An 18,146-nucleotide genomic window follows, 5' to 3' on the forward strand; every position below is an offset into this window, starting at 1 on the left:
CGCCGTAAGTACTAGTTTTTCTGGTCCTAAAAGCGGAGATCGCGTCTACACCCGGTCAGGCCAGCGAGACCAGATCGGCGTACGCCGGGCTCCAGAGGTCCTCGACCCCGTCCGGCAGCAGGATGATCCGCTCCGGCTGGAGCGCCTCCACGGCGCCCTCGTCGTGGGTGACCAGCACGACCGCGCCGGAGAACTCCCGCAGTGCGCCGAGGATCTCCTCGCGGCTGGCCGGGTCGAGGTTGTTGGTGGGCTCGTCGAGCAGCAGCACGTTGGCGCTGGAGACCACCAGCGAGGCCAGCGCGAGCCGGGTCTTCTCACCGCCGGAGAGCACCCCGGCCGGCTTGTCGACGTCGTCGCCGGAGAACAGGAAGGAACCGAGGATCTTGCGGATCTGCACCAGGTCGGTGTCCGGCGCGGAGGAACGCATGTTCTCCAGCACCGTGCGGTCCGGGTCCAGGGTCTCGTGCTCCTGGGCGTAGTAGCCGATCTTCAGGCCGTGGCCCGGGATCACCTCGCCGGTGTCCGGCTGCTCCACCCCGGCGAGCATCCGCAGCAGGGTGGTCTTGCCCGCGCCGTTGAAGCCGAGGATGACGACCCGCGAACCGCGGTCGATGGCCAGGCCGACGTCGGTGAAGATCTCCAGCGAACCGTAGGACTTGGAGAGCCCGCTGGCCGTCAGCGGGGTCTTGCCGCAGGGCGCCGGGTCCGGGAAGCGCAGCTTGGCGACCTTGTCGTTCTGGCGCACCTGCTCCAGGCCGGAGAGCAGCTTCTCGGCACGGCGGGCCATGTTCTGCGCGGCCACCGTCTTGGTCGCCTTGGCCCGCATCTTGTCGGCCTGGGAGTTGAGGGTCGCGGCCTTCTTCTCGGCGTTGGCCCGCTCGCGCTTGCGGCGCTTCTCGTCGTCCTCACGCTGCTGCTGGTACTGCTTCCAGCCCATGTTGTAGACGTCGATGGCGGAGCGGTTGGCGTCCAGGTAGAAGACCTTGTTGACGACCGTCTCGACCAGCTCGACGTCGTGCGAGATGACGATGAAGCCACCCTTGTAGGTCTTCAGGAAGTCCCGCAGCCAGACGATCGAGTCGGCGTCGAGGTGGTTGGTGGGCTCGTCGAGCAGCAGCACGTCGGAGTCCGAGAACAGGATCCGGGCCAGCTCGACGCGGCGGCGCTGACCACCGGAGAGGGTGTGCAGCTCCTGGTTCAGGATGCGGTCCGGCAGGCCCAGGGCGGCCGCGATGGTGGCGGCCTCGGCCTCAGCGGCGTACCCGCCCTTGGTGAGGAACTCGGTCTCCAGGCGCGCGTACTTCTTCATCGCGTTGTCCCGGGTGGCGCCCTGGCCGTTGGCCATCCGGTCCTCGTTCTCGCGCATCTTCTTGAGCACGGTGTCGAGGCCGCGGGCGGAGAGGATGCGGTCCTTGGCGAGGACGTCCAGGTCGCCGGTGCGCGGGTCCTGCGGGAGGTAGCCGACCTCACCGGAGCGGGTCACCGTGCCCGAGGCCGGCATGCCCTCGCCGGCCAGCACCTTGGTCAGCGTGGTCTTGCCGGCGCCGTTGCGCCCGACCAGGCCGATCCGGTCGCCGGCGGCGACCTTGAAGTTCGCGGACTCGATCAGGATTCGGGCACCGGCGCGCAGCTCAAGGGCGTTGGCGGAAATCATGGCGGAAACTACTCCTGGGACGTGGGCGGGCGGCCGGACGGGGCCCGGGGCCGGGCAGCGGGAAGGGGCGTCGTCGGTGGTCGGCACAGCGCACGAGGCGGTGCCGCGCGCCCGCTATTGCCCGGAGAAGTCAGCCATGACGGCAAGTCTACCGGGCCGCGCGGGAACCCCCGGGGCTACCGCCCAGGGGTACCGGCGGTCCGGCGTTACTGCTGGGACTGCTGGGACTGCTGAGGCTGCTGCGCCTCGGGCTGCATGGGCGGCTGGCCATCCACCGGGGCGTCCTGACCCACCGGGGCGTCCTGGGCCGGGCTCGCCGCCGGGTCGGTGCAACCGCCCTGCGGACGGACCGCCGCGAACGGCGCGGACGGGCTGCCGCAGGCCGCCTCGGGGGCGGCCGCCTTGGTGTCGAACACCCGGGCCGGAACGATCGGGCCGTCGGTGATCAGCACCCGGCTGCCGTCCAGCGCCTTGACCGAGGCGCTCGGGCCGGTGTTCAGCTGCCAGCCGGTGCTGTCCAGCCGGTACCCGTTGATGCCGCCGGAGACGGCCTGCCCGGCGCTGTTGGTGCAGCTGCGCGGGACGAGCACGGCGTACTCGGTGCCGACCGTGCGCAGCGGGTCGTAGACGCAGCTGCCGGGCGGCTTGGAGTTGTAGCGCAGGTCACCGTCGGCGTCGCGCAGGCCCATGGTCAGGTTCGGGGTCACCACGGCCACCCAGGCGGAGCCGCCCTGCGGGACGGTGTGCAGGGCCGCCGCGGCCCGCTCCTGGGCCAGCTCCTTGCGCTGCGCGTCGGTGCGCTTGTCGGCGCCGGGCTCGCCGTCGCCGCGCAGCCAGTCCGCCAGGCCGGGCACCGCCCGGTGCCAGCGCACCTCGTGGTCGCCCGGGCGCACCGAGGTGACCAGGCCGTCGTCCCAGACCACGATGGCGTTGTCCCCCGCCATCGACAGGTACAGCGCGGTGGCGCCCTCGCGGCGGTAGGACCAGGCCTGCTCGCCGCTCTGCCGGTGGAAGGCCTCCAGTCCGGGGCCGACCTTCAGATCCAGGTCGGCCGTGCTCAGCGACTGCGTGCTGACCGGCGTGGCCTCCGCCTCGCCCGGCCCCGCCACCCGGTCGCCGAACGGCACCGGCTTGTTGGCGTGCGCCGCCGCACCGGCCGCAAGGACCAGCATCACCGCCAGGGCAGGCAGGATCGAGCGGGGGGTCAGTACACGCAGCGGCTTCCAGGACACGGCCGGAGCGTACCTTTCACCGGGCACGCGAGTCAGCCTGGAATCGCCCCCGCCCCACCCCTCGGACCGCGCGTCCGGCCGCGCGCGCCCTCCCCGCGCACCCGCCCGCCCACCTGCACCGTCGGTGCCGAGGCCGGGCCGCCGCCCGCTCCGGGGCCCGGCGCCGGGGCCCGGCCGGACCGTTACAGAGCTGATACACGCGGCGAGGCCCGGCCGGGCGTTGCGGCAGACGGCGTTCGAATACCGCCCACTTTAGGGTGACATTCGGCTTTTCCGACGCCCGCCGGGCCTACTGTCGGCGAGCGGAGCGCCACGGTCCGTCCAGCGCGCCCCCGCCCCGCGACGCCCGGAGGAGAGACCATGCGAATCGGCCGCCTGACGCTGGCCGCCGCCGCCCTGCTGCTGATGGCCACGGCCAGCGTCCCGGCCGGGTCGCCGCTCAGCCAGACCGAACGGCACACCCTCTCCTCGGACGCCTTCGAGCCGCGCGGCGCCGCCCCCCGCCCGCCCGTCCAGCGGCCCAAGCACGAGCCGCCGTTCGGCGCCTTCGTCGGTTCCTGGGACGACTACATCCCGCAGATCGGCCAGTACGCGCAGTGGCTGGGCGACGCCAACCTGCAAGTCGGCCACACCTACCTGGCGGGCAACAGCTGGGCCGACGTCGAGGGCGAGCTGATGGTGCTCGGCATGTGGTCGCAGTGGCGGCTGGCCGACCCGTCCCGGACGCTCGTCCTCGGCGTGCCGATGCTGGTGCCCAACGAGGCGAACGTGCCGGACGGCGAGGTCGCCAAGCTGCTCGCCCAGGGCGCGCGCGGGGACTTCGACCGGCACTTCCTGCGGCTCGCCCACCGGCTGGTGTCCCTCGGCGGCGCGGACACCGTGCTCACGCTCGGCTGGGAGATGAACGGCGTCACCTACACGCACCGCTGCAAGCCCGACCCGTCCGCGTGGAAGGCGTACTGGCGACGGATCGTCGGCGTGATGCGCTCGGTGCCGGGGCAGCGGTTCCGCTTCGACTTCACCCCGAACCGGGGCCTGGACGCCATCCCGTGGACCAAGTGCTACCCCGGCGACGACGTGGTCGACATCATCGGCATGGACAACTACGACCAGCCCGCCGGGGGCACCTTCGACGACTACGTGCGCGAGCCGTACGGGCTTCAGGACCAGGTGGAGTTCGCCGCCAAGCGCGGCAAGCCGGTCTCCTACCCGGAGTGGGGGCTGTTCCACAACGGCGACAACCCGGAGTTCGTGCAGCGGATGGTCGAGTGGATGCGCACCCACGACACCGCCTACCAGACCGTCACCGACTACTGCCCGCACGGCTTCTTCGAGTGCGACCGCAACCCGCGCTCCGCCGCCCGGTTCAAGCAGCTGATGTCCGGGTCGAAGGGGGCGCCGGAGGTGGTGCCGACGGCGCCCCAGGCCCCCGTCCCGCCGATCGTCCCGCCGCGCCCGCCCACGCCCTCGGCCGTGCCCGGGGCCCCGAGCGTGGTGCCCGGCCCGTCCGCGAGCCCGTCGCCGGGCCCCTCGGCCACCACGTCGGCAAGCCCCTCGGCGAGCCCGTCCGCGAGCCCGTCGGCGGCCCGGACGCCCGCCCGGCGCTGAGCCCGGGCGGGGGCGGTCAGCCGCGGCGGCGGGCCAGCAGGGCCTCCTTGAGCCGCGGGAAGCGGGTCCGCAGCACGTGCGCCGCCTGCTGGCGGACGCGCACCGCGCCGGACCGGGCGACGGCCGCCGGCGCCGGCCCGGGCGGACCGAACAGCAGGCGCTGGTTGGACAGCTGGTCCGGCCGCCAGCGCTGCTTGTAGGGCTCCTGGCCGCGCAGCAGGCCGAGCAGCGGGACGCCCGCGCCGACCGTCTCGTCCAGGGCGGCGCTGAACAGCAGCCCGGCGATGTCCAGCCGCTCGCGCAGCACCGGGTGCGCGCCGTACATGTACAGGCCACCGAAGGAGGGGCAGAGCAGCAGCAGGTTCACCGCGACCAGTTCGCCGTTCAGCCGGAACTGGTGGACGGCCGCCCTGCCGGTGGCGACCAGGCCGACGGTGGACTCGGTCAGGTGGCGGGCGAAGCGCTCGGTGCGGTGCTCCGGGGTGACGCCGCGCTCCTGCCACTGCAGGAAGTGCAGCCGCAGCAGGCCCTCCAGCGCCGCCGGCACCTCGGCCGCCGGCGTCGAGCTGACCTGCACCCCGGCCTCGGCGATCTTGCGCAGCTTCACCCGGCTGCGCTGCGCGGTCTTGCCGGGCACCCGCTTCAGCAGCCGGTCCATCGGGACGGCCGGCAGGTACTGGCAGAGCGAGTCCTGGTAGCGGCGGCGTCGGCCGTGCCAGTGCTCGTACACCCGCTGCACCGCCGCCTCGGGGTGCACCTCGCGCAGCTCCAGGGAGTGCCACGGGCGGGTGAGCGGGAGGGCGGCGGCGAACTCGGCGGCGGCCCGGTCGGCGCAGTCGTCGTCGAGCAGCACGTCGGAGTAGTCGACCAGCCCGGCGCCCAGGGCGGTCAGCCCACCGAGCGGGCCGCCGCGGCGCCTGAAGGCACCCGCGCCGACCAGCAGGCCGTCCCGGCGGACGAGCACCACCAGCAGGCTGCCCGGGCTGCCGTAGTGGCGCCACCAGGAGCGCTGCCAGTCGGCGGCCTGGAAGAAGGTGGCGGTCCGGCAGCGGGCGGCCAGGTCGTCCCACTCCTCGGCGAGGGTGTCCAGAGCGTCGTCCTCACGGCGCAGCTCGGTGGTCCAGCCCGGCGCAGCCGGCTGGGCGGGGAGGCCGGCGTGCCGGGTCTCAGTGCTCATCGCCCGCTCCCGGCCGCGGCCTTCTCCTTGGCCGGGGGCTCCTCGGCGCTCTTCTTCGCGGCAGCGGCCTTCCCGGGCTTCTCTTCCGCCTTCCCGGGCTTCTCTTCCGCCTTCTCGGCCTTCTCGGCCTGGCCGGTCTTGCCGGCCTGGTCGGCGGCGGGCGGCTCCTCGCCGCGCGGGCGGGGGGTGGCCGGCGTCGTCGGCTCCACCGGGGCCCCGGCGGGCTCGGCGGCCTCCGGCAGGGCGGCCTCGCCCCGGCGGCGGGTCATCATCACCAGGGCCCCCACCAGCAGCCCGGCCGCGCCACCGACCGCGACGTCCAGCGTGGCGGACGGGGTGGTCGGCTTGTCCGGCTCGGCGGCCGGGGCCAGCGTCACCAGCCGGACGCTGGTGTCCCTGCTGCTGGTGTTCGCGAAGGAGACCAGCGAGCGGGCCACCGCGTCGGCGGTCTGGGCCGCCTCCTGGGGGCGCGTCCCGGTGCCAGTGATCTCGATCATCGGGGCGTCCGGGGAGGTGGTCCCGTGCACCAGGGACTCCAGCTCGGCACGGGTGTGGCCGGTCTCGGCGGCCGCCACCGCAAGCACCTGCGGCTGGCCCGCCAACCGCCCGTACGCCTGGGCGAAGTTGGTCGCGGTGGCGGCTTCCCCCGGGTTCTGCGGCACCACGAGGACGTAGGCGCTGGCGGCGTACGAGGGGTGCGAGACGACGGCGTACCCGGCGCCGGCCGCGGCGCCCAGCGGCACCGCGAGCGCCACCGGCCACCAGCGGCGGACCAGGTGGCGGGCCCTTCGGCGCGGTGTGGTCATGGGTGTGACTCCTTGGGTATGTGACGGCGGTTCCGGCGGCGGCGGGCGGTCAAGCGCGGGCCAGCCGGTCGTAGAGGGCGCCCAGGTCTGCGGCGACCCGGGCGATGTCGTAGTGGCCGACCGCCGGGGGGTGCGGCAGCGGATCGGAGTTGTGGTCGTTCAGGTGCCGCAGGTCGCGCAGCGCGGCGGCGTACGCGGCGCCCTCGGACGGGATCCGGCGGGCCTGCGGGGCGGCGCTGGGCGGCAGTTCGTCGAGCGCCGGGCAGGCGCTGTGCCGCACCGGCAGGCCGGCCGCGAGGCCCTCCAGGATGCCGAGGCCGAAGGTCTCCGCGGTGGAGGGGGCGGCCAGCACGTCCAGGGCGGTCAGCAGGTCGGGCACGTCGTCGCGCTCGCCGGTGAGCACCAGCCTTTCCCGGACGCCGAGTTCGGCGGCCCGGTGCTCCAGCGCGGCGCGCTCCGGGCCCGCGCCGACCAGCACCAGCCGGGCGGCCGGGTCGAGAGCGGCGAGGGCCTCCAGCAGCACCTCGAAGCGCTTGCCGGGGACCAGCCGGCCGACTCCGCCGACCACCCAGCTCCCCTCCGGCAGGCCGAGTTCGGCCCGCAGCCGGCGGCGGGTGGCGGCCCGGTCTGCGGCCGGGCGGCGGTAGCGGGCGGAGTCGATGCCGTTGGGGATCAGCTCGACCCGGGCCGGTGGGACGCCCCAGGAGTGCAGCGTCTGGGCGACCTGCCGGGAGACCGCGACGGTGGTGCTGCCGAGTCGCTCGGCCGCCAGGTAGAGGCCCTTGACGCCGCGGGTGACCGGGCGGCCCTCGATCACCCCGGCGTGCAGCGAGTGCTCGGTGGAGACCACCGTGCGGACCCCGGCGAGCCGGGCCGCCAGCCGGCCGTACAGCTGCGCCCGGTACAGGTGGGTGTGCACCAGGTCGTAGCGGCCGGAGCGGACCAGCCGGACCAGCCGGGGCAGCGCGCCCAGGTCGCGGTTGCCGCGCATGCCGAGGTGGTGGACGGTCACCCCGTCGGCGCGCAGCGCGGCGGCGACCGTGCCGGGGTTGGTCAGTGCGACCACCTCGCACTGCTGGTGTGCGGGCAAGTGCCTCAGCAGCAGGTGGAGTTGGCGCTCGGCGCCGCCCGAGTCGAGGCCGGTGACGATGTGCAGGACCCTCACGGCCGGGCCCCCCGCCGGGCGGCCAGGGGGCTTCGGCGCAGCTCGGTGACGGCGTCGCGCAGCCGCTGCCGGCCACGTTTGGCGCGCAGCCGCCAGGCGCCGTCGCGGTCGCCGACGTAGCAGCGGGGCAGCGCGAAGCGGCCGGTGAGCGGGGAGTGCGCGATGGCGCAGGCGTAGTCGTAGCCGGCGTCGCGCACGGCCTCGGTGGCGGGCAGGTCGACGGCGCCGTACGGATAGCAGAAGCCGGTGACCGGGCCGCCGACCACCTCCTCCAGGAGGCGCCGGCTCTCCCGGGTCTGCACCGCCAGGACATCGGCCGGCAGGCCGGGCAGCGCCTGGTGGCCGAGGCCGTGCGAGCCGATCTCCCAACCGGCGGCGGCGAGTTCGGTGACCTCCTGGACGGTGAGCAGCTGCTTGCGCGGCCCCTTCGCGTCCCAGCCGTTGTCCTGGCCGAGCAGGTCGGCGACCACGTACGCGGTGGCGGTGAAGCCGTACGCCTGGAGGATCGGCACGGCGTGGCGCGCGAAGTCCGCGTAGCCGTCGTCGAAGCTCAGCCCGACCAGTCCGCCGTCCCGGCCGACGGCCCGGGCCCGCATCAGCTCGCGCACGGAGACGCCGCGCCGCCCGCGCCGGTGCAGCCAGGCGACCTGCTCGGCGAACCGCTCGGGGCTGACGGTCAGCTGGTACGGGTCCTCCTTCTCGACCGCCACCGAGTGGTACATCAGGATCCACGGCGAGGAGGAACCGGGGCCGGACGGTTCGCCGAGCGGGCGGCGGCTCCTGGGCAGCTGCGCCTTCGGCCCGGCGGGGTCGGTGTACGGGAGGTCGCCACGTGGTGCGGCTGCGGCCGGTACGGCCTGGCGGCGGACGCCCGCCTGGGCCGAACGGACGGTTCCCCGTTCATTGTCCATGGGGAAGCTTCCCTTCATCGGCGACGGTTGGCGGGTTCAGGGCCCGGGCCACGGCGAGGACCGGACCGCGCACCTCACGCGCGCCGAGGCCGGTGCCGAGGACGGCGAAGGCCAGCGCCACGGTGAGGCCCCCGAGGAGGGTGGAGAGCAGGGGGCCGGCGGCCAGCCCGGCGACGGCGGCGCCGAGGGCGGTGGCGCCGCCGGCGGCGGCCACCAGCCGGGCGTGGCCGCCGAGCACCCGGCGCAGCCGCAGCGGGATGCCGCGCAGCACCAGGCCGTGCAGCAGCAGTGCGGCGGTGGCGGTGATGCCGGCCGCGTTCCCGGCGGCGAGCCCGAGGGCGCCGAAGCGGGGGGTGGCGAGCAGGCTGACCACGACGGTGACGCCGAGGCCGAGCAGCATCGCGGCGACCGGGAACCAGTCCAGCAGCCGGCGGCCGCCGTCCTCGGTGCCCGGATCGTCGGCCCGGCGGACCACCGGGCGCAGCGAGAAGTACGGGCGGATCATCACGCCGATCAGCGCCTGGGCGGGCAGGCCGAAACTGTAGACCCGGATGACGGCGGCGGTGGCGGCGGTGTCCTGCGGGCCGAAGGCGCCGCGCTGGAAGAGCAGCGAGACCACCGAGGGAGCGCAGGCCATCAGGAAGGCGGTGCCGCCCAGGACGACCGCCGCGGCCTGGCCGAGGTCCTTCTCGACCCGGTCCCGGGCGGCGGCGAGGTCCCCGGCCGCCAGCGCCCGGGCGACCAGCGGGAAGGTGACGGTGCAGATCAGGATGCCGGCCGTCATGGCCAGTTGGGAGACCTTGGCGGCGTAGTTGAGGTGCGAGATGGTACCGGGCGGCAGCGCCGAGCCGAGGTAGCGCTCGACGAAGACCTGCGACTGGCGGGTCAGGGTGAACGCGGCCACCGGCAGCAGGGCGAACGGCATCAGCACCAGCGCCTTGCGGGAGCGGCCGGCGCGGCCCGCGCCGGGGTGCGATCCCGGGCCCGCACCCTGGCGCAGCCGGCGCAGGAACGGGGCGACCAGCAGGCCGGCCATCAGCAGGCTGCCGAGCGCGACGCCCAGGGCGGCGGAGCGCACGCCCAGGAAGGACTGGCAGCCGAGCAGCACGGCGAGGATGCCGACGTTGTAGGCGACGTAGATGCCGGCCGGCGCGGTGAAGCGGTGGTGGGCGCGCAGCGCGGCGGCGAGGTAGCCGGCCACGCCGAACGGCAGCACGGTGATCGCGGTGATCCGGGTGCAGGTGACGGCGAGGCCGGGGTTGGCCAGGCCGGGGGCGAGCAGCTCGACCAGCTGCGGGGCGCCGAGGGCGGCGGCCAGCGCGAGCCCGCTGAGCGCGAGCAGCAGCCAGGGCAGGGTGGCGCGGACCAGTTGGCGGACCGGGTCGGGGGCGTCCGGGTCCTCCTCGCGCAGCACCAGGGCGAGCGCGAAGGCGGGCACCATGAGGAAGGACATGGCGTCCTCGATCAGCAGCGGCGCGGCCGTCTCCGGGACGGTCCAGGCGACCAGGAAGGCGTCGGTGCCCTGGTTGGCGCCGAAGTAGCGGGCCAGCAGGAGGTCGCGCAGCAGGCCGAGGCCGGATCCGGCGGCGCTGAGGACGGCGGTGATGCCGAAGGCCTTGGCGAGGAAGCCGCGCCTGGGGGCCGGGTCGGGCCCGGACGGCGGGCCGTCGGCGGCGCCGCGCGGGGCGGGCACGGCGGAGGCGAGGGCCGGCTGGTCGGTGGTCATCGCGGGTCGGCCTCCGCGACGCAGGCCCGGGCCGCGAGGCCGAGGACGACGGAGGTCAGCACGGTGGTGGTGCCACCGATGTCCGCGTACAGGAAGTCGACCAGCACCCAGGTGAGCAGGGCCAGGGCGGCGAGGGCCGGGCCGCGGGAGTGGCGCAGGCAGCCGAGCAGCAGACCGAGGAAGAGCGCGGCGTAGGCGACGATGCCGATCAGACCCTGCTCGCTGAGCACCAGGAAGTACATGTTGTGCGGGGAGAGCAGCGGTTCGCGCTGGAAGCCGATGGTGGGGTCGGCGGCGTCGCTGCCGGAGGAGAGCCGCAGCGGGGCGTGGCTGTCGCGCAGTTGCTGGAAGGCCTTGGGGCCGGCGCCGTGGACGGGGTGGTCCTGCCAGATCCGCCCGGCGGTGGACCACAGGTCGTAGCGGTCGGAGACGGACTGGTCGGGGGCGGCGGAGACGGAACCGATCGAGCTGAGACGCTCGGTGACGCCGGAGGCGCCGAGGCCGAGGCCGCCGACCAGGACGACCGCGGCGGCCAGGCCGAGGACGGCGCCGCGGACGGCGAGCCGGGCGTCGGCGCGCAGCAGCAGCACGGTGGCCGCGGCGGCGGTGGCGATCCAGCTGCCGCGGCTGAACGAGACGGCGAGCGGGAAGGCCAGGAAGGCGGCGGCCGCGAACATGGCGCGGCGCAGCCGGACGTCGCCGCCGGGGCGGCGCTCGGCGAGCGCCAGGGCCAGGGCGGCGAGCAGGCCGTAGCTGACGACCGTGGACATCGCCATGATGTCGAGGGCGCCGAAGGTGCCGACGGCCCGGATCGGCTGGCCGGTGTAGGAGGCGCCGGTCCGGGTGAGGTACTGGTGCGCGCCGACCACGCCCTGGATCAGCGCGGCGAGCACGAAGGAGCCGAGGACCAGCCGCTGGTCGACGCGGTCGCGCAGCGAGCAGAGCACCCCGGCCGGTACCAGGACGAACACCTGGGTGAGCCGGACGAAGCCGGTGAGGCTGGTGGCCGGGTCGATCGAGCCGACGGTGGCGACGGCGGCGGCGACCACGATGCCGCCGAACAGCACGCAGGTGGCGCGGCTGACGGCGGGCAGCCGCCCGCGCAGCAGGTTGAGCGCGGTGAGGGCGACCAGGGCCAGCGAGGCCACGTCGGCGGCGGTGACGTGGACGGCGGCGGCGACGTCCTTCTCACCGGTGGGCACGCAGACCAGCAGGACGGTCGCCGCGGCGAGCGGGCTGGGCCGGTCCGCGAGCGCGGGCAGCGCCTTGCGTAACGCGAGCCGCGGGACGGCGGGAAGGGTCAGGGCCACGCGGGTCAGCTCCCGTCCGGGTGGAGCAGCAGGACCGCGGTGCGGCACAGGATCTTGACGTCCTGCCAGAGGCTCCAGCTCTCGATGTAGCGGTTGTCGAACCGGGCCCGGTCCTCGATCGAGGTGTCCCCGCGCAGGCCGTTGACCTGGGCGAGGCCGGTCAGGCCGACCGGGACGCGGTGGCGGTCGGCGTACTCGGGGTAGGCCTGGCCGAACCGCATGACGAAGTAGGGGCGTTCCGGGCGCGGGCCGACCAGGCTCATGTCTCCGCACAGCACGTTCCACAGCTGCGGCAGCTCGTCCAGCGAGCTGCGGCGCAGCAGTCGGCCGACGGCGCCCATCCGGTGGTCCTGGGAGATGTTCCAGCGGGTCGCCGACTCGTGTTCGTTGCTCGGGCGCAGGGTGCGGAACTTGAGGACGGTGAAGACCTTGCCGTCGAGCCCGGTGCGCTGCTGGCGGAAGAGCACGCCGGGGCCGGTGTCGAAGCGGACGGCCAGCGCGCAGAGCACCAGGACGGGGGCGAGCAGCAGCAGGCCGAGCCCGGCGGCGGTGACGTCCAGGGCGCGCTTGGCGGCCCAGCCGGGGCGGCGCATCGCCGGGCTGCCGACCCGCAGGCAGGGGAAGCCCCACAGGTGGTCGGCTCCGGCCAGCGGGCCGGCGGGCAGCGAGCCGTGCTCGCGCAGCGCGGGCACCAGCCAGACCTGGCAGCCGAGCCGGGCGGCGTCGCGCAGGGCGGCGGCGGTCTCGGCCTCGTCGGCGGCGCCGGCGGTGGCGACCACGTGGTGGATCCGGTGCCGGCGGACCTCGCGCTCCAGTACCTCGCGGCCGCCGAGGACGGGCAGGTCGGTGTCGCCGGCGAGCAGCGGCGGGTCGGCGTCGAGGAAGCCGACCGGGCGCATCCCGTACTCGCCGCGCTCGCTGAGGGCGGCGGCGACCCGGCGACCGAGCCGGCCGGCGCCGAGCACCAGGACGGGGTTGGGGCGGCTGCGGCGGATCCGCCGGACCAGGTGGTAGAGCACGGCGCGGCCGACGGCGGCGATCAGCAGTTGGACGCCGAGCAGGACGGTGAGCCGGGCCGGGGTGGCCGGGCCGCAGTCGGGCCAGCGGCCGTCCAGGCAACCGGCCAGGGTGACGGCGAAGGCGGTGGCGACGACGGCCCGGACGGCCAGCGCGGGCAGTTCGTCCAGGACGGAGAGGGTGAGCCGGGTGCGGTAGAGGCCGCCGACCAGGTTGAGCACGAGCAGCAGGGGCAGGACGGCGGCGGCACCGAGCAGCGGCGCGAGCGGGACGGCCGGGTCGACGGCCCGGTTGGCGAGGCCGGTGGCGGTGCACAGCGCGATCGCGTCGACCTGGACCAGCGCGAGCGGCAGGGCGAGCCGGGATCGGACCGCCCCGCGGTGCCGGCGGGGCGGCGGCACCGTCCGGGTCTGGGCGGATCGGGCCGGGCGGTCGAGCAGCCCGGTGCCGGGCCGCCGCGGGCCGGACAGGGACCGACCGGATCGCGGCACGCTGTCGTGGTCAATAGTCATCAGCGCACGAACTCCCCTGCTGTGTGCCCGGGGTGACGGCGCCCCGGCACCGGATGGCGCGGAGCGGCCGTCCCGGCCCGGTGGGCGCGGTCCTGACAGCACCTGCTACCGCTGGCGGCTTTCGGTCCTCTCGCACCGGGCCCGGCCGCGCGGGGCGCGACCATGAAGGGCTCAGTCGCGAATTCCCGGCGTGAAATCGAAACGAAGCAGGCGAAATCCGACAATACATAACCTGGCTGCGTAGGCTGGAAGTTGACTTGCCGTTTCATTCCAGCCGCCCATTAATAGGTATTTCGGATTTGACGCCTCGTCCCTATCCGGTTGAGGGTGCGAATACGACGGCGCCGGATCGGCGGGCATTCACGGCATGTGAAACGATCAGATCCGCTCTGGGACACGGGCCCGGCGCCGCCCGGCCGCCGGACCGGCACCCAGCAGATGGCGGTACAGCGCGTCCACCTGTTCGACCACCGTGCGGACGTCGTGCCGGGCGACCACGTGATCGCGCAGCCTCGCCCCGCGTCGCTCACACTCGATCGAATCGGACAGCGCTTCCGCCATTCGGGTGGCGAGCGCGGTCACGTCCTCGGGCGGCACCACCGCCCGCCCCCGCTCGGCCTGGGGCAGGCACTCCCGGGCGCCCGGCACGTCGGTCAACAGCACCGGACGGGCCACCGCCATCGCCTCCAGCGGGGCCAACGCCATGCCCTCCCAGCGCGAGGGCAGCACCACCAGGTCGGCCGCCGCCAGCCACGGCCTCGGGTCCGGCACGTCCCCGACCAGCCGGACCCGGGACGGCTCGGCCGACTCCCGGACCAGGTCCGCCAGCCGGTTCTCCTCGGGGCCGCCGCCGACCAGCGCCAGCCGGGCCTGCGGCACCGCCCGCAGCACCTCCGGCCAGGCCGCCAGCAGCACGTCCTGGCCCTTCTGGCGGCACAGCCGGCCGACGCAGACCGCGAGCGGAGCGTCCAGGTCCAGGCCCAGCGCGATCCGGGCCGCCCGGCGGTCGGCGGGTGCGTAGTGGCGCACGTCCACGCCGTTGGGCACCACCGCCCAGTCCGCGCTCACCCCGGCGGCGACGCCGTCGGCCCGCTCCTGGACGCTGACGCAGAGCAGGCGGTGCGCCCAGCGGCCGGCGAAGCGCTCCCAGTGCAGGGTGGCGGTGGCCATCGGGCCCTCGACGGCGGCGAAGGACCAGGCGTGCGGCTGGAAGACGGTCGGCACCGCGCCGCGCACCGCCAGTCGGCCTGCCAGCCCGGCCTTGGCGCTGTGCAGGTGGACCACGTCGGGCGCGGCCGCCCGGACGATCCGGCGCAGCCGCCACGCCTCGGCGGCGGTGCCCGGGCCCGGCGAGCGCCCGGCGGGCCAGTCATGGACCAGCGCGCCCACGGCGGCGGCCTCCTCGGCCAGCCGGCCGCCGCCCGGGCAGGCGACCAGCACCCGGTGACCGGCCTCGCGCTGCCCCCGGACCAGATCGGCGACGACGCGGGCGACTCCGCCGTCCACGGGCTGTGAAATGTGAAGGATCGTCATATGCACGGCGGCGAGCCTAGGGTGGCTCCCCCGCGCCGGGCGGCCCTCGTCACCCGGAGGTGGCGGGCCGTCCACCCGTACGGCTTTCCGCTCGTACGGGTGGGCGGGCCGCTCGAATTCCCGGGCGAATTGCCGCGGGAAAGGCGAACTCGACGAACTCGGCGAGCTCAGTGAGCTCGGCGGACTCAGTGAGCTCGCGGACTCAGTGAGCTCGCGGACTCAGCGGACCTCGGCGGCCAGGTTGGCCAGCACCTGGTCGTGGATCCGGTTCAGGCCCTTCGGCGCGAAGGTGCGCTCGAAGAAGCCGCCGATGCCGCTCGCGCCCTGCCAGGTGGCCGAGACGACGACCTTCGACCGGCCCTCACCGGCCGCCGAGACGGTCCAGGTGATCACCATGCTGGAGTTGGCGTCCTTCTCCACCAGCTGGTCGGGCGAGGGCGCCGAGACGGTGAACAGGCAGTCCCGCACGCGCTTCTCGGTGGCCTGGAGCTTCCAGTGCACCTGGGTGCCGGCGCCGGTGCCGCCGACCCGGACCTCGTACTCGCTGTACTGCGGGGGCAGCAGCTTCGGACGGGTCACCCGGTAGTCGGCCAGCGCCTCGTACACCCGCTCGGGGGCGGCGTCGTAGTCCCGCTCGGTGGTGGCCTGCACCTGTCCCATGGCCTTGCTCTCCTCGTCCGGTGGTCTTCTGGTCTTCCGATTCTCACCGGCAAGCCAATCACAGCGCCGGGGGCGGAGGCCGACCGGACGGGCCGCTGCGGTGGCGGGGCGGCGGGATAGGGTGGCCGGTGTGCTCGATCTGGTGACAGCAGTGCGCTACGTCGACCCGCTGCGGTCCGGCGGCTCCGTCCCCGGTGTGGTGGAGACCGACGACCTGGGAACCTACGTGGTCAAGTTCACCGGCGCCGCGCAGGGCCGCAAGGCGCTGGTCGCGGAGGTGATCGTCGGCGAGCTGGCCCGGCGGCTCGGCCTGCGCGTCCCCGAGCTGCGGCTGGTGGACTTCGATCCGGCCGTCGCCGCGGACGAGCCCGACACCGAGATCCAGGACATGCTCAAGGCCAGCGGCGGCCTCAACCTCGGGATGGACCTGCTGCCCGGCGCGCGGGACTACCGGCCGGGCATGATCCCGGTGGACTCCGCCGAGGCCGGGCGGATGGTCTGGCTGGACGCCCTCACCGGCAACGTCGACCGCACCGTCCACAACCCCAACCTGGTGGTCTGGCACGGACGGCTCTGGCTGATCGACAACGGCGCCGCGCTGATCTTCCACCACCGCTGGACCACCGCCGAGGCGGCGGTCGGCAGGCGCTACGACCTCAGCGCGCACGCGCTGGGCGGCTCGGCCCCGGACGTCCGGCTGGCCGACGAGGAGCTCGGCCCGCTGGTCACCGTCGGCCTGCTGGAGGAAGTGCTGGCGCTCGTCCCGGACGAGTGGCTGGCCGACGAGCCCGGCTTCGACTCGGCGGCCGCCGTCCGGCACGCCTACGTGTCCCACCTGGCCGCCCGGGTGGTGCTCTCCGCGCAGTGGCTCCCGGAGGGCTTCGCCACCCCCGAGCAGCTGCGCGAGGCCGAACGCCGCCGGGAGGCCCGGACCCGGGCCGGCCGGCCCGCCTGGCTCCAGGAAGTCCCGGACCTGCACGGCAAGCCGTCGGTGGAGACCGGCTGGGACCAGCACGTCGAGTGAGCGGGCCGGGGCTCGCCCGGAGAGGTCGGCCGGGCGGGGCCCGGGCAGGAAGCGACCGGGGAGCGGACCCGGATGGGCCCGCTCCCCGGCTCAGTGTTCAGGTGTCGCCGTGGTCAGCGCGTCAGCGCCACCACTGGACCGCCTTCTCGGCGTTGATGATGCCCGCGCCGTAGAAGCCGTTGTCGTCCGCGCCGCCCTCGCAGGTGGCCTTGTACGCGCCGGTGCCGCCCGGGTTGTACTCGCCGGTCGGGCAGGGGTGCGACTCCGCCTGGTTGGTGAGCAGCTCGGTCAGCTCGTCCGGGTTGGCCCACGGGAAGGTGCTGGCGAGCAGCGCGACCACGCCGACGACGTGCGGGGTGGCCATCGAGGTGCCCTGCATGTAGCCGTACTTGTTGCCCGGGATGGTGGAGAGGATCCGGCCGTTCTTGTCCGGGGTGTCCGGGATCTGGTAGCGGGCGTCGCCACCCGGCGCGGCGACGGTCACGACGCCCTTGCCGTAGCTGGAGTAGTACGCCTTGTCGCCCTTGACGCCCACCGAGGAGACGGCGATGACGCCGGGCAGCTCGGTCGGCAGCGACAGGCAGTCGTTGGTGACCGGGCGGGTCACCTTGGTGGTGTCGTCCGGGCTGGCGACGTCAACGGTCTTGTGCGCCAGGTCGATGTTCTCGTTGCCCGCCGCGGCGACGTTGAGGACGCCCTTGCGCTGCGAGAACGAGACCGCCTTGCGGACGGCGGCGCTGATCGCGGCCTGGTCCTTGTCGTTCGGGCAGTTGAACATCCACGGGTCGACGTAGTAGCTGTTGTTGGTCACCTTGAACTGGTGCTCACCGGCCCACACGAAGCCGCAGATCGCGTACTCCGGGTAGATGAACCCGCCGTCGTCGACGACCTTGACCGCGGCCAGCTTCACGTTCGGGGCGATGCCGACGACGCCCTTGCCGTTCTTGGCGGCGCCGATCGTGCCGGCCACGTGGGTGCCGTGGTCGCTGGTGGTGGGCTGCCAGGACTTCCAGTCGGTGTTCGGCTTGCCGCCGTCGATGCAGGAGACCGACTGCGAGGCGTCCACGTTGGCGGCCAGGTCCTCGTGCGTCGCGTCGATGCCGGAGTCCAGCACACCGACGGTGACGTTGCGGTTGCCGAGCGAGAGCTTGTGCGCCTTGTCGACACCGATCTGGCGCATGTCCCACTGGTTGGCCTCGTACGGCTCCTGACCGGCGGCGGGCGCGCCGGCGGGCTCGGCGGCGACCTCGGCCTTGGCCTGGTCGGCGGCGGTGATGCCCTTGGTGCGGCTGGCGCCGACGGAGTCGACGCCCTTGGCCTGACGCAGCTTCTGCGCGAACGCGGTGTCGTCCGAGCGGGCGATGACGACGCCGATCTGCTCGTACGAGTACACCACCGAGCCGCCGAGGGCGGTGATCGCCTTCTCGACCTTCTGCACCTGGCCGTGGTTGGCCTTGGTGTTGACGACGTAGCTGAGCAGCGGACCGGTCGTCGAGCCCGCCGAGGGGGCCGCGACGGCGGTGCCGGCCGGGAGCGCGAGGGCGCCGGCGGTGGCGAGCACGAGGCCCACCGCCGCGAACCGGGTCCGGCTGATCCGAGGAACTCTCATAGGGGTTGGCCCTCCCGAGTCGTCATGCGGCAGCTGCGGTGTGGCAGGTGCGCCTGGAATGATCGGGACGCTAATGAATATTCGCTGATAAGCGCAAGAGGTAGTCATCTAATCGTCACATGTTGGCCAACATCGGAACCGAGGAGTCCGGAGGCCCAACACGTCAACAGAGTTGAAGAGTGTTAAAAAGTGACGGTTCGCC

14 protein-coding genes are annotated in these 18,146 nt (G+C 74.3%); 2 read left to right on the top strand and 12 right to left on the bottom strand.

Annotated features, from left to right (window positions below; translation table 11 throughout):
• Window positions 1–55 precede the first annotated feature (55 nt).
• Window positions 56–1,654 (bottom strand): ribosomal protection-like ABC-F family protein, encoded by a 1,599-nt coding sequence (gene abc-f / locus ACIOGZ_RS18500; protein ID WP_363580629.1) that lies wholly within the window; start codon window positions 1,652–1,654, stop codon window positions 56–58.
• A gap of 206 nt (window positions 1,655–1,860) precedes the next feature.
• Window positions 1,861–2,886, bottom strand: a complete 1,026-nt coding sequence (locus ACIOGZ_RS18505) for a hypothetical protein (protein WP_400986463.1) — start codon at window positions 2,884–2,886, stop codon at window positions 1,861–1,863.
• Window positions 2,887–3,246: 360 nt separating this feature from the next.
• Between ACIOGZ_RS18505 and ACIOGZ_RS18510 the strand changes: the two genes are divergently transcribed.
• Window positions 3,247–4,494 (top strand): glycoside hydrolase family 26 protein, encoded by a 1,248-nt coding sequence (locus tag ACIOGZ_RS18510; RefSeq protein WP_400986464.1) that lies wholly within the window; start codon window positions 3,247–3,249, stop codon window positions 4,492–4,494.
• Between the two features lie 16 nt (window positions 4,495–4,510).
• Here the strand turns inward: ACIOGZ_RS18510 and ACIOGZ_RS18515 are convergent, their stop codons facing one another.
• The 9 genes from ACIOGZ_RS18515 to ACIOGZ_RS18555 form a co-directional block, all read right to left on the bottom strand.
• Complete coding sequence (locus ACIOGZ_RS18515; protein WP_363580623.1) at window positions 4,511–5,671, bottom strand: GNAT family N-acetyltransferase; 1,161 nt, start codon at window positions 5,669–5,671, stop codon at window positions 4,511–4,513.
• Complete coding sequence (locus ACIOGZ_RS18520) at window positions 5,668–6,477, bottom strand: Wzz/FepE/Etk N-terminal domain-containing protein (RefSeq protein ID WP_400986466.1); 810 nt, start codon at window positions 6,475–6,477, stop codon at window positions 5,668–5,670. Before ACIOGZ_RS18520 ends, ACIOGZ_RS18515 begins: the two co-directional genes overlap by 4 nt.
• A gap of 49 nt (window positions 6,478–6,526) precedes the next feature.
• Window positions 6,527–7,642, bottom strand: a complete 1,116-nt coding sequence (locus ACIOGZ_RS18525) for a glycosyltransferase (RefSeq protein ID WP_400986468.1) — start codon at window positions 7,640–7,642, stop codon at window positions 6,527–6,529.
• Window positions 7,639–8,553 (bottom strand): polysaccharide deacetylase family protein, encoded by a 915-nt coding sequence (locus ACIOGZ_RS18530; protein ID WP_363580617.1) that lies wholly within the window; start codon window positions 8,551–8,553, stop codon window positions 7,639–7,641. Before ACIOGZ_RS18530 ends, ACIOGZ_RS18525 begins: the two co-directional genes overlap by 4 nt.
• The gene (locus ACIOGZ_RS18535; protein ID WP_363580615.1) at window positions 8,543–10,279 is read right to left on the bottom strand and encodes a lipid II flippase MurJ; all 1,737 of its coding nucleotides are present in this window, start codon (window positions 10,277–10,279) and stop codon (window positions 8,543–8,545) included. Before ACIOGZ_RS18535 ends, ACIOGZ_RS18530 begins: the two co-directional genes overlap by 11 nt.
• A complete protein-coding gene (locus tag ACIOGZ_RS18540) occupies window positions 10,276–11,589 on the bottom strand; it encodes an O-antigen ligase family protein (RefSeq protein ID WP_363580613.1) in 1,314 nt (437 codons plus the stop codon). Before ACIOGZ_RS18540 ends, ACIOGZ_RS18535 begins: the two co-directional genes overlap by 4 nt.
• Window positions 11,590–11,594: 5 nt before the next feature.
• Complete coding sequence (locus ACIOGZ_RS18545; protein ID WP_400986469.1) at window positions 11,595–13,118, bottom strand: sugar transferase; 1,524 nt, start codon at window positions 13,116–13,118, stop codon at window positions 11,595–11,597.
• A 378-nt stretch (window positions 13,119–13,496) separates the two neighbouring features.
• Window positions 13,497–14,651 carry a glycosyltransferase gene (locus ACIOGZ_RS18550; RefSeq protein WP_363580609.1) on the bottom strand — a complete coding sequence of 385 codons (1,155 nt, stop codon included), beginning with the start codon at window positions 14,649–14,651 and terminating at the stop codon, window positions 13,497–13,499.
• Between the two features lie 219 nt (window positions 14,652–14,870).
• Window positions 14,871–15,311, bottom strand: coding sequence for an SRPBCC family protein (locus ACIOGZ_RS18555; RefSeq protein WP_363580607.1), 441 nt, complete (start codon window positions 15,309–15,311; stop codon window positions 14,871–14,873).
• 130 nt (window positions 15,312–15,441) lie between these two features.
• Here ACIOGZ_RS18555 and ACIOGZ_RS18560 point away from each other — a divergent pair, with 130 nt between their 5' ends.
• A complete protein-coding gene (locus ACIOGZ_RS18560; protein WP_363627915.1) occupies window positions 15,442–16,335 on the top strand; it encodes a HipA family kinase in 894 nt (297 codons plus the stop codon).
• A gap of 121 nt (window positions 16,336–16,456) precedes the next feature.
• Here ACIOGZ_RS18560 and ACIOGZ_RS18565 read toward each other — a convergent pair whose 3' ends face one another.
• Window positions 16,457–17,944: a S8 family serine peptidase gene (locus tag ACIOGZ_RS18565; RefSeq protein WP_363580603.1), complete on the bottom strand. Its 1,488-nt coding sequence runs from the start codon at window positions 17,942–17,944 to the stop codon at window positions 16,457–16,459.
• Between the last annotated feature and the right edge of the window lie 202 nt (window positions 17,945–18,146).

The sequence above is a fragment of the Kitasatospora sp. NPDC088160 genome, from assembly GCF_044741445.1.
GTDB lineage: Bacteria > Actinomycetota > Actinomycetes > Streptomycetales > Streptomycetaceae > Kitasatospora.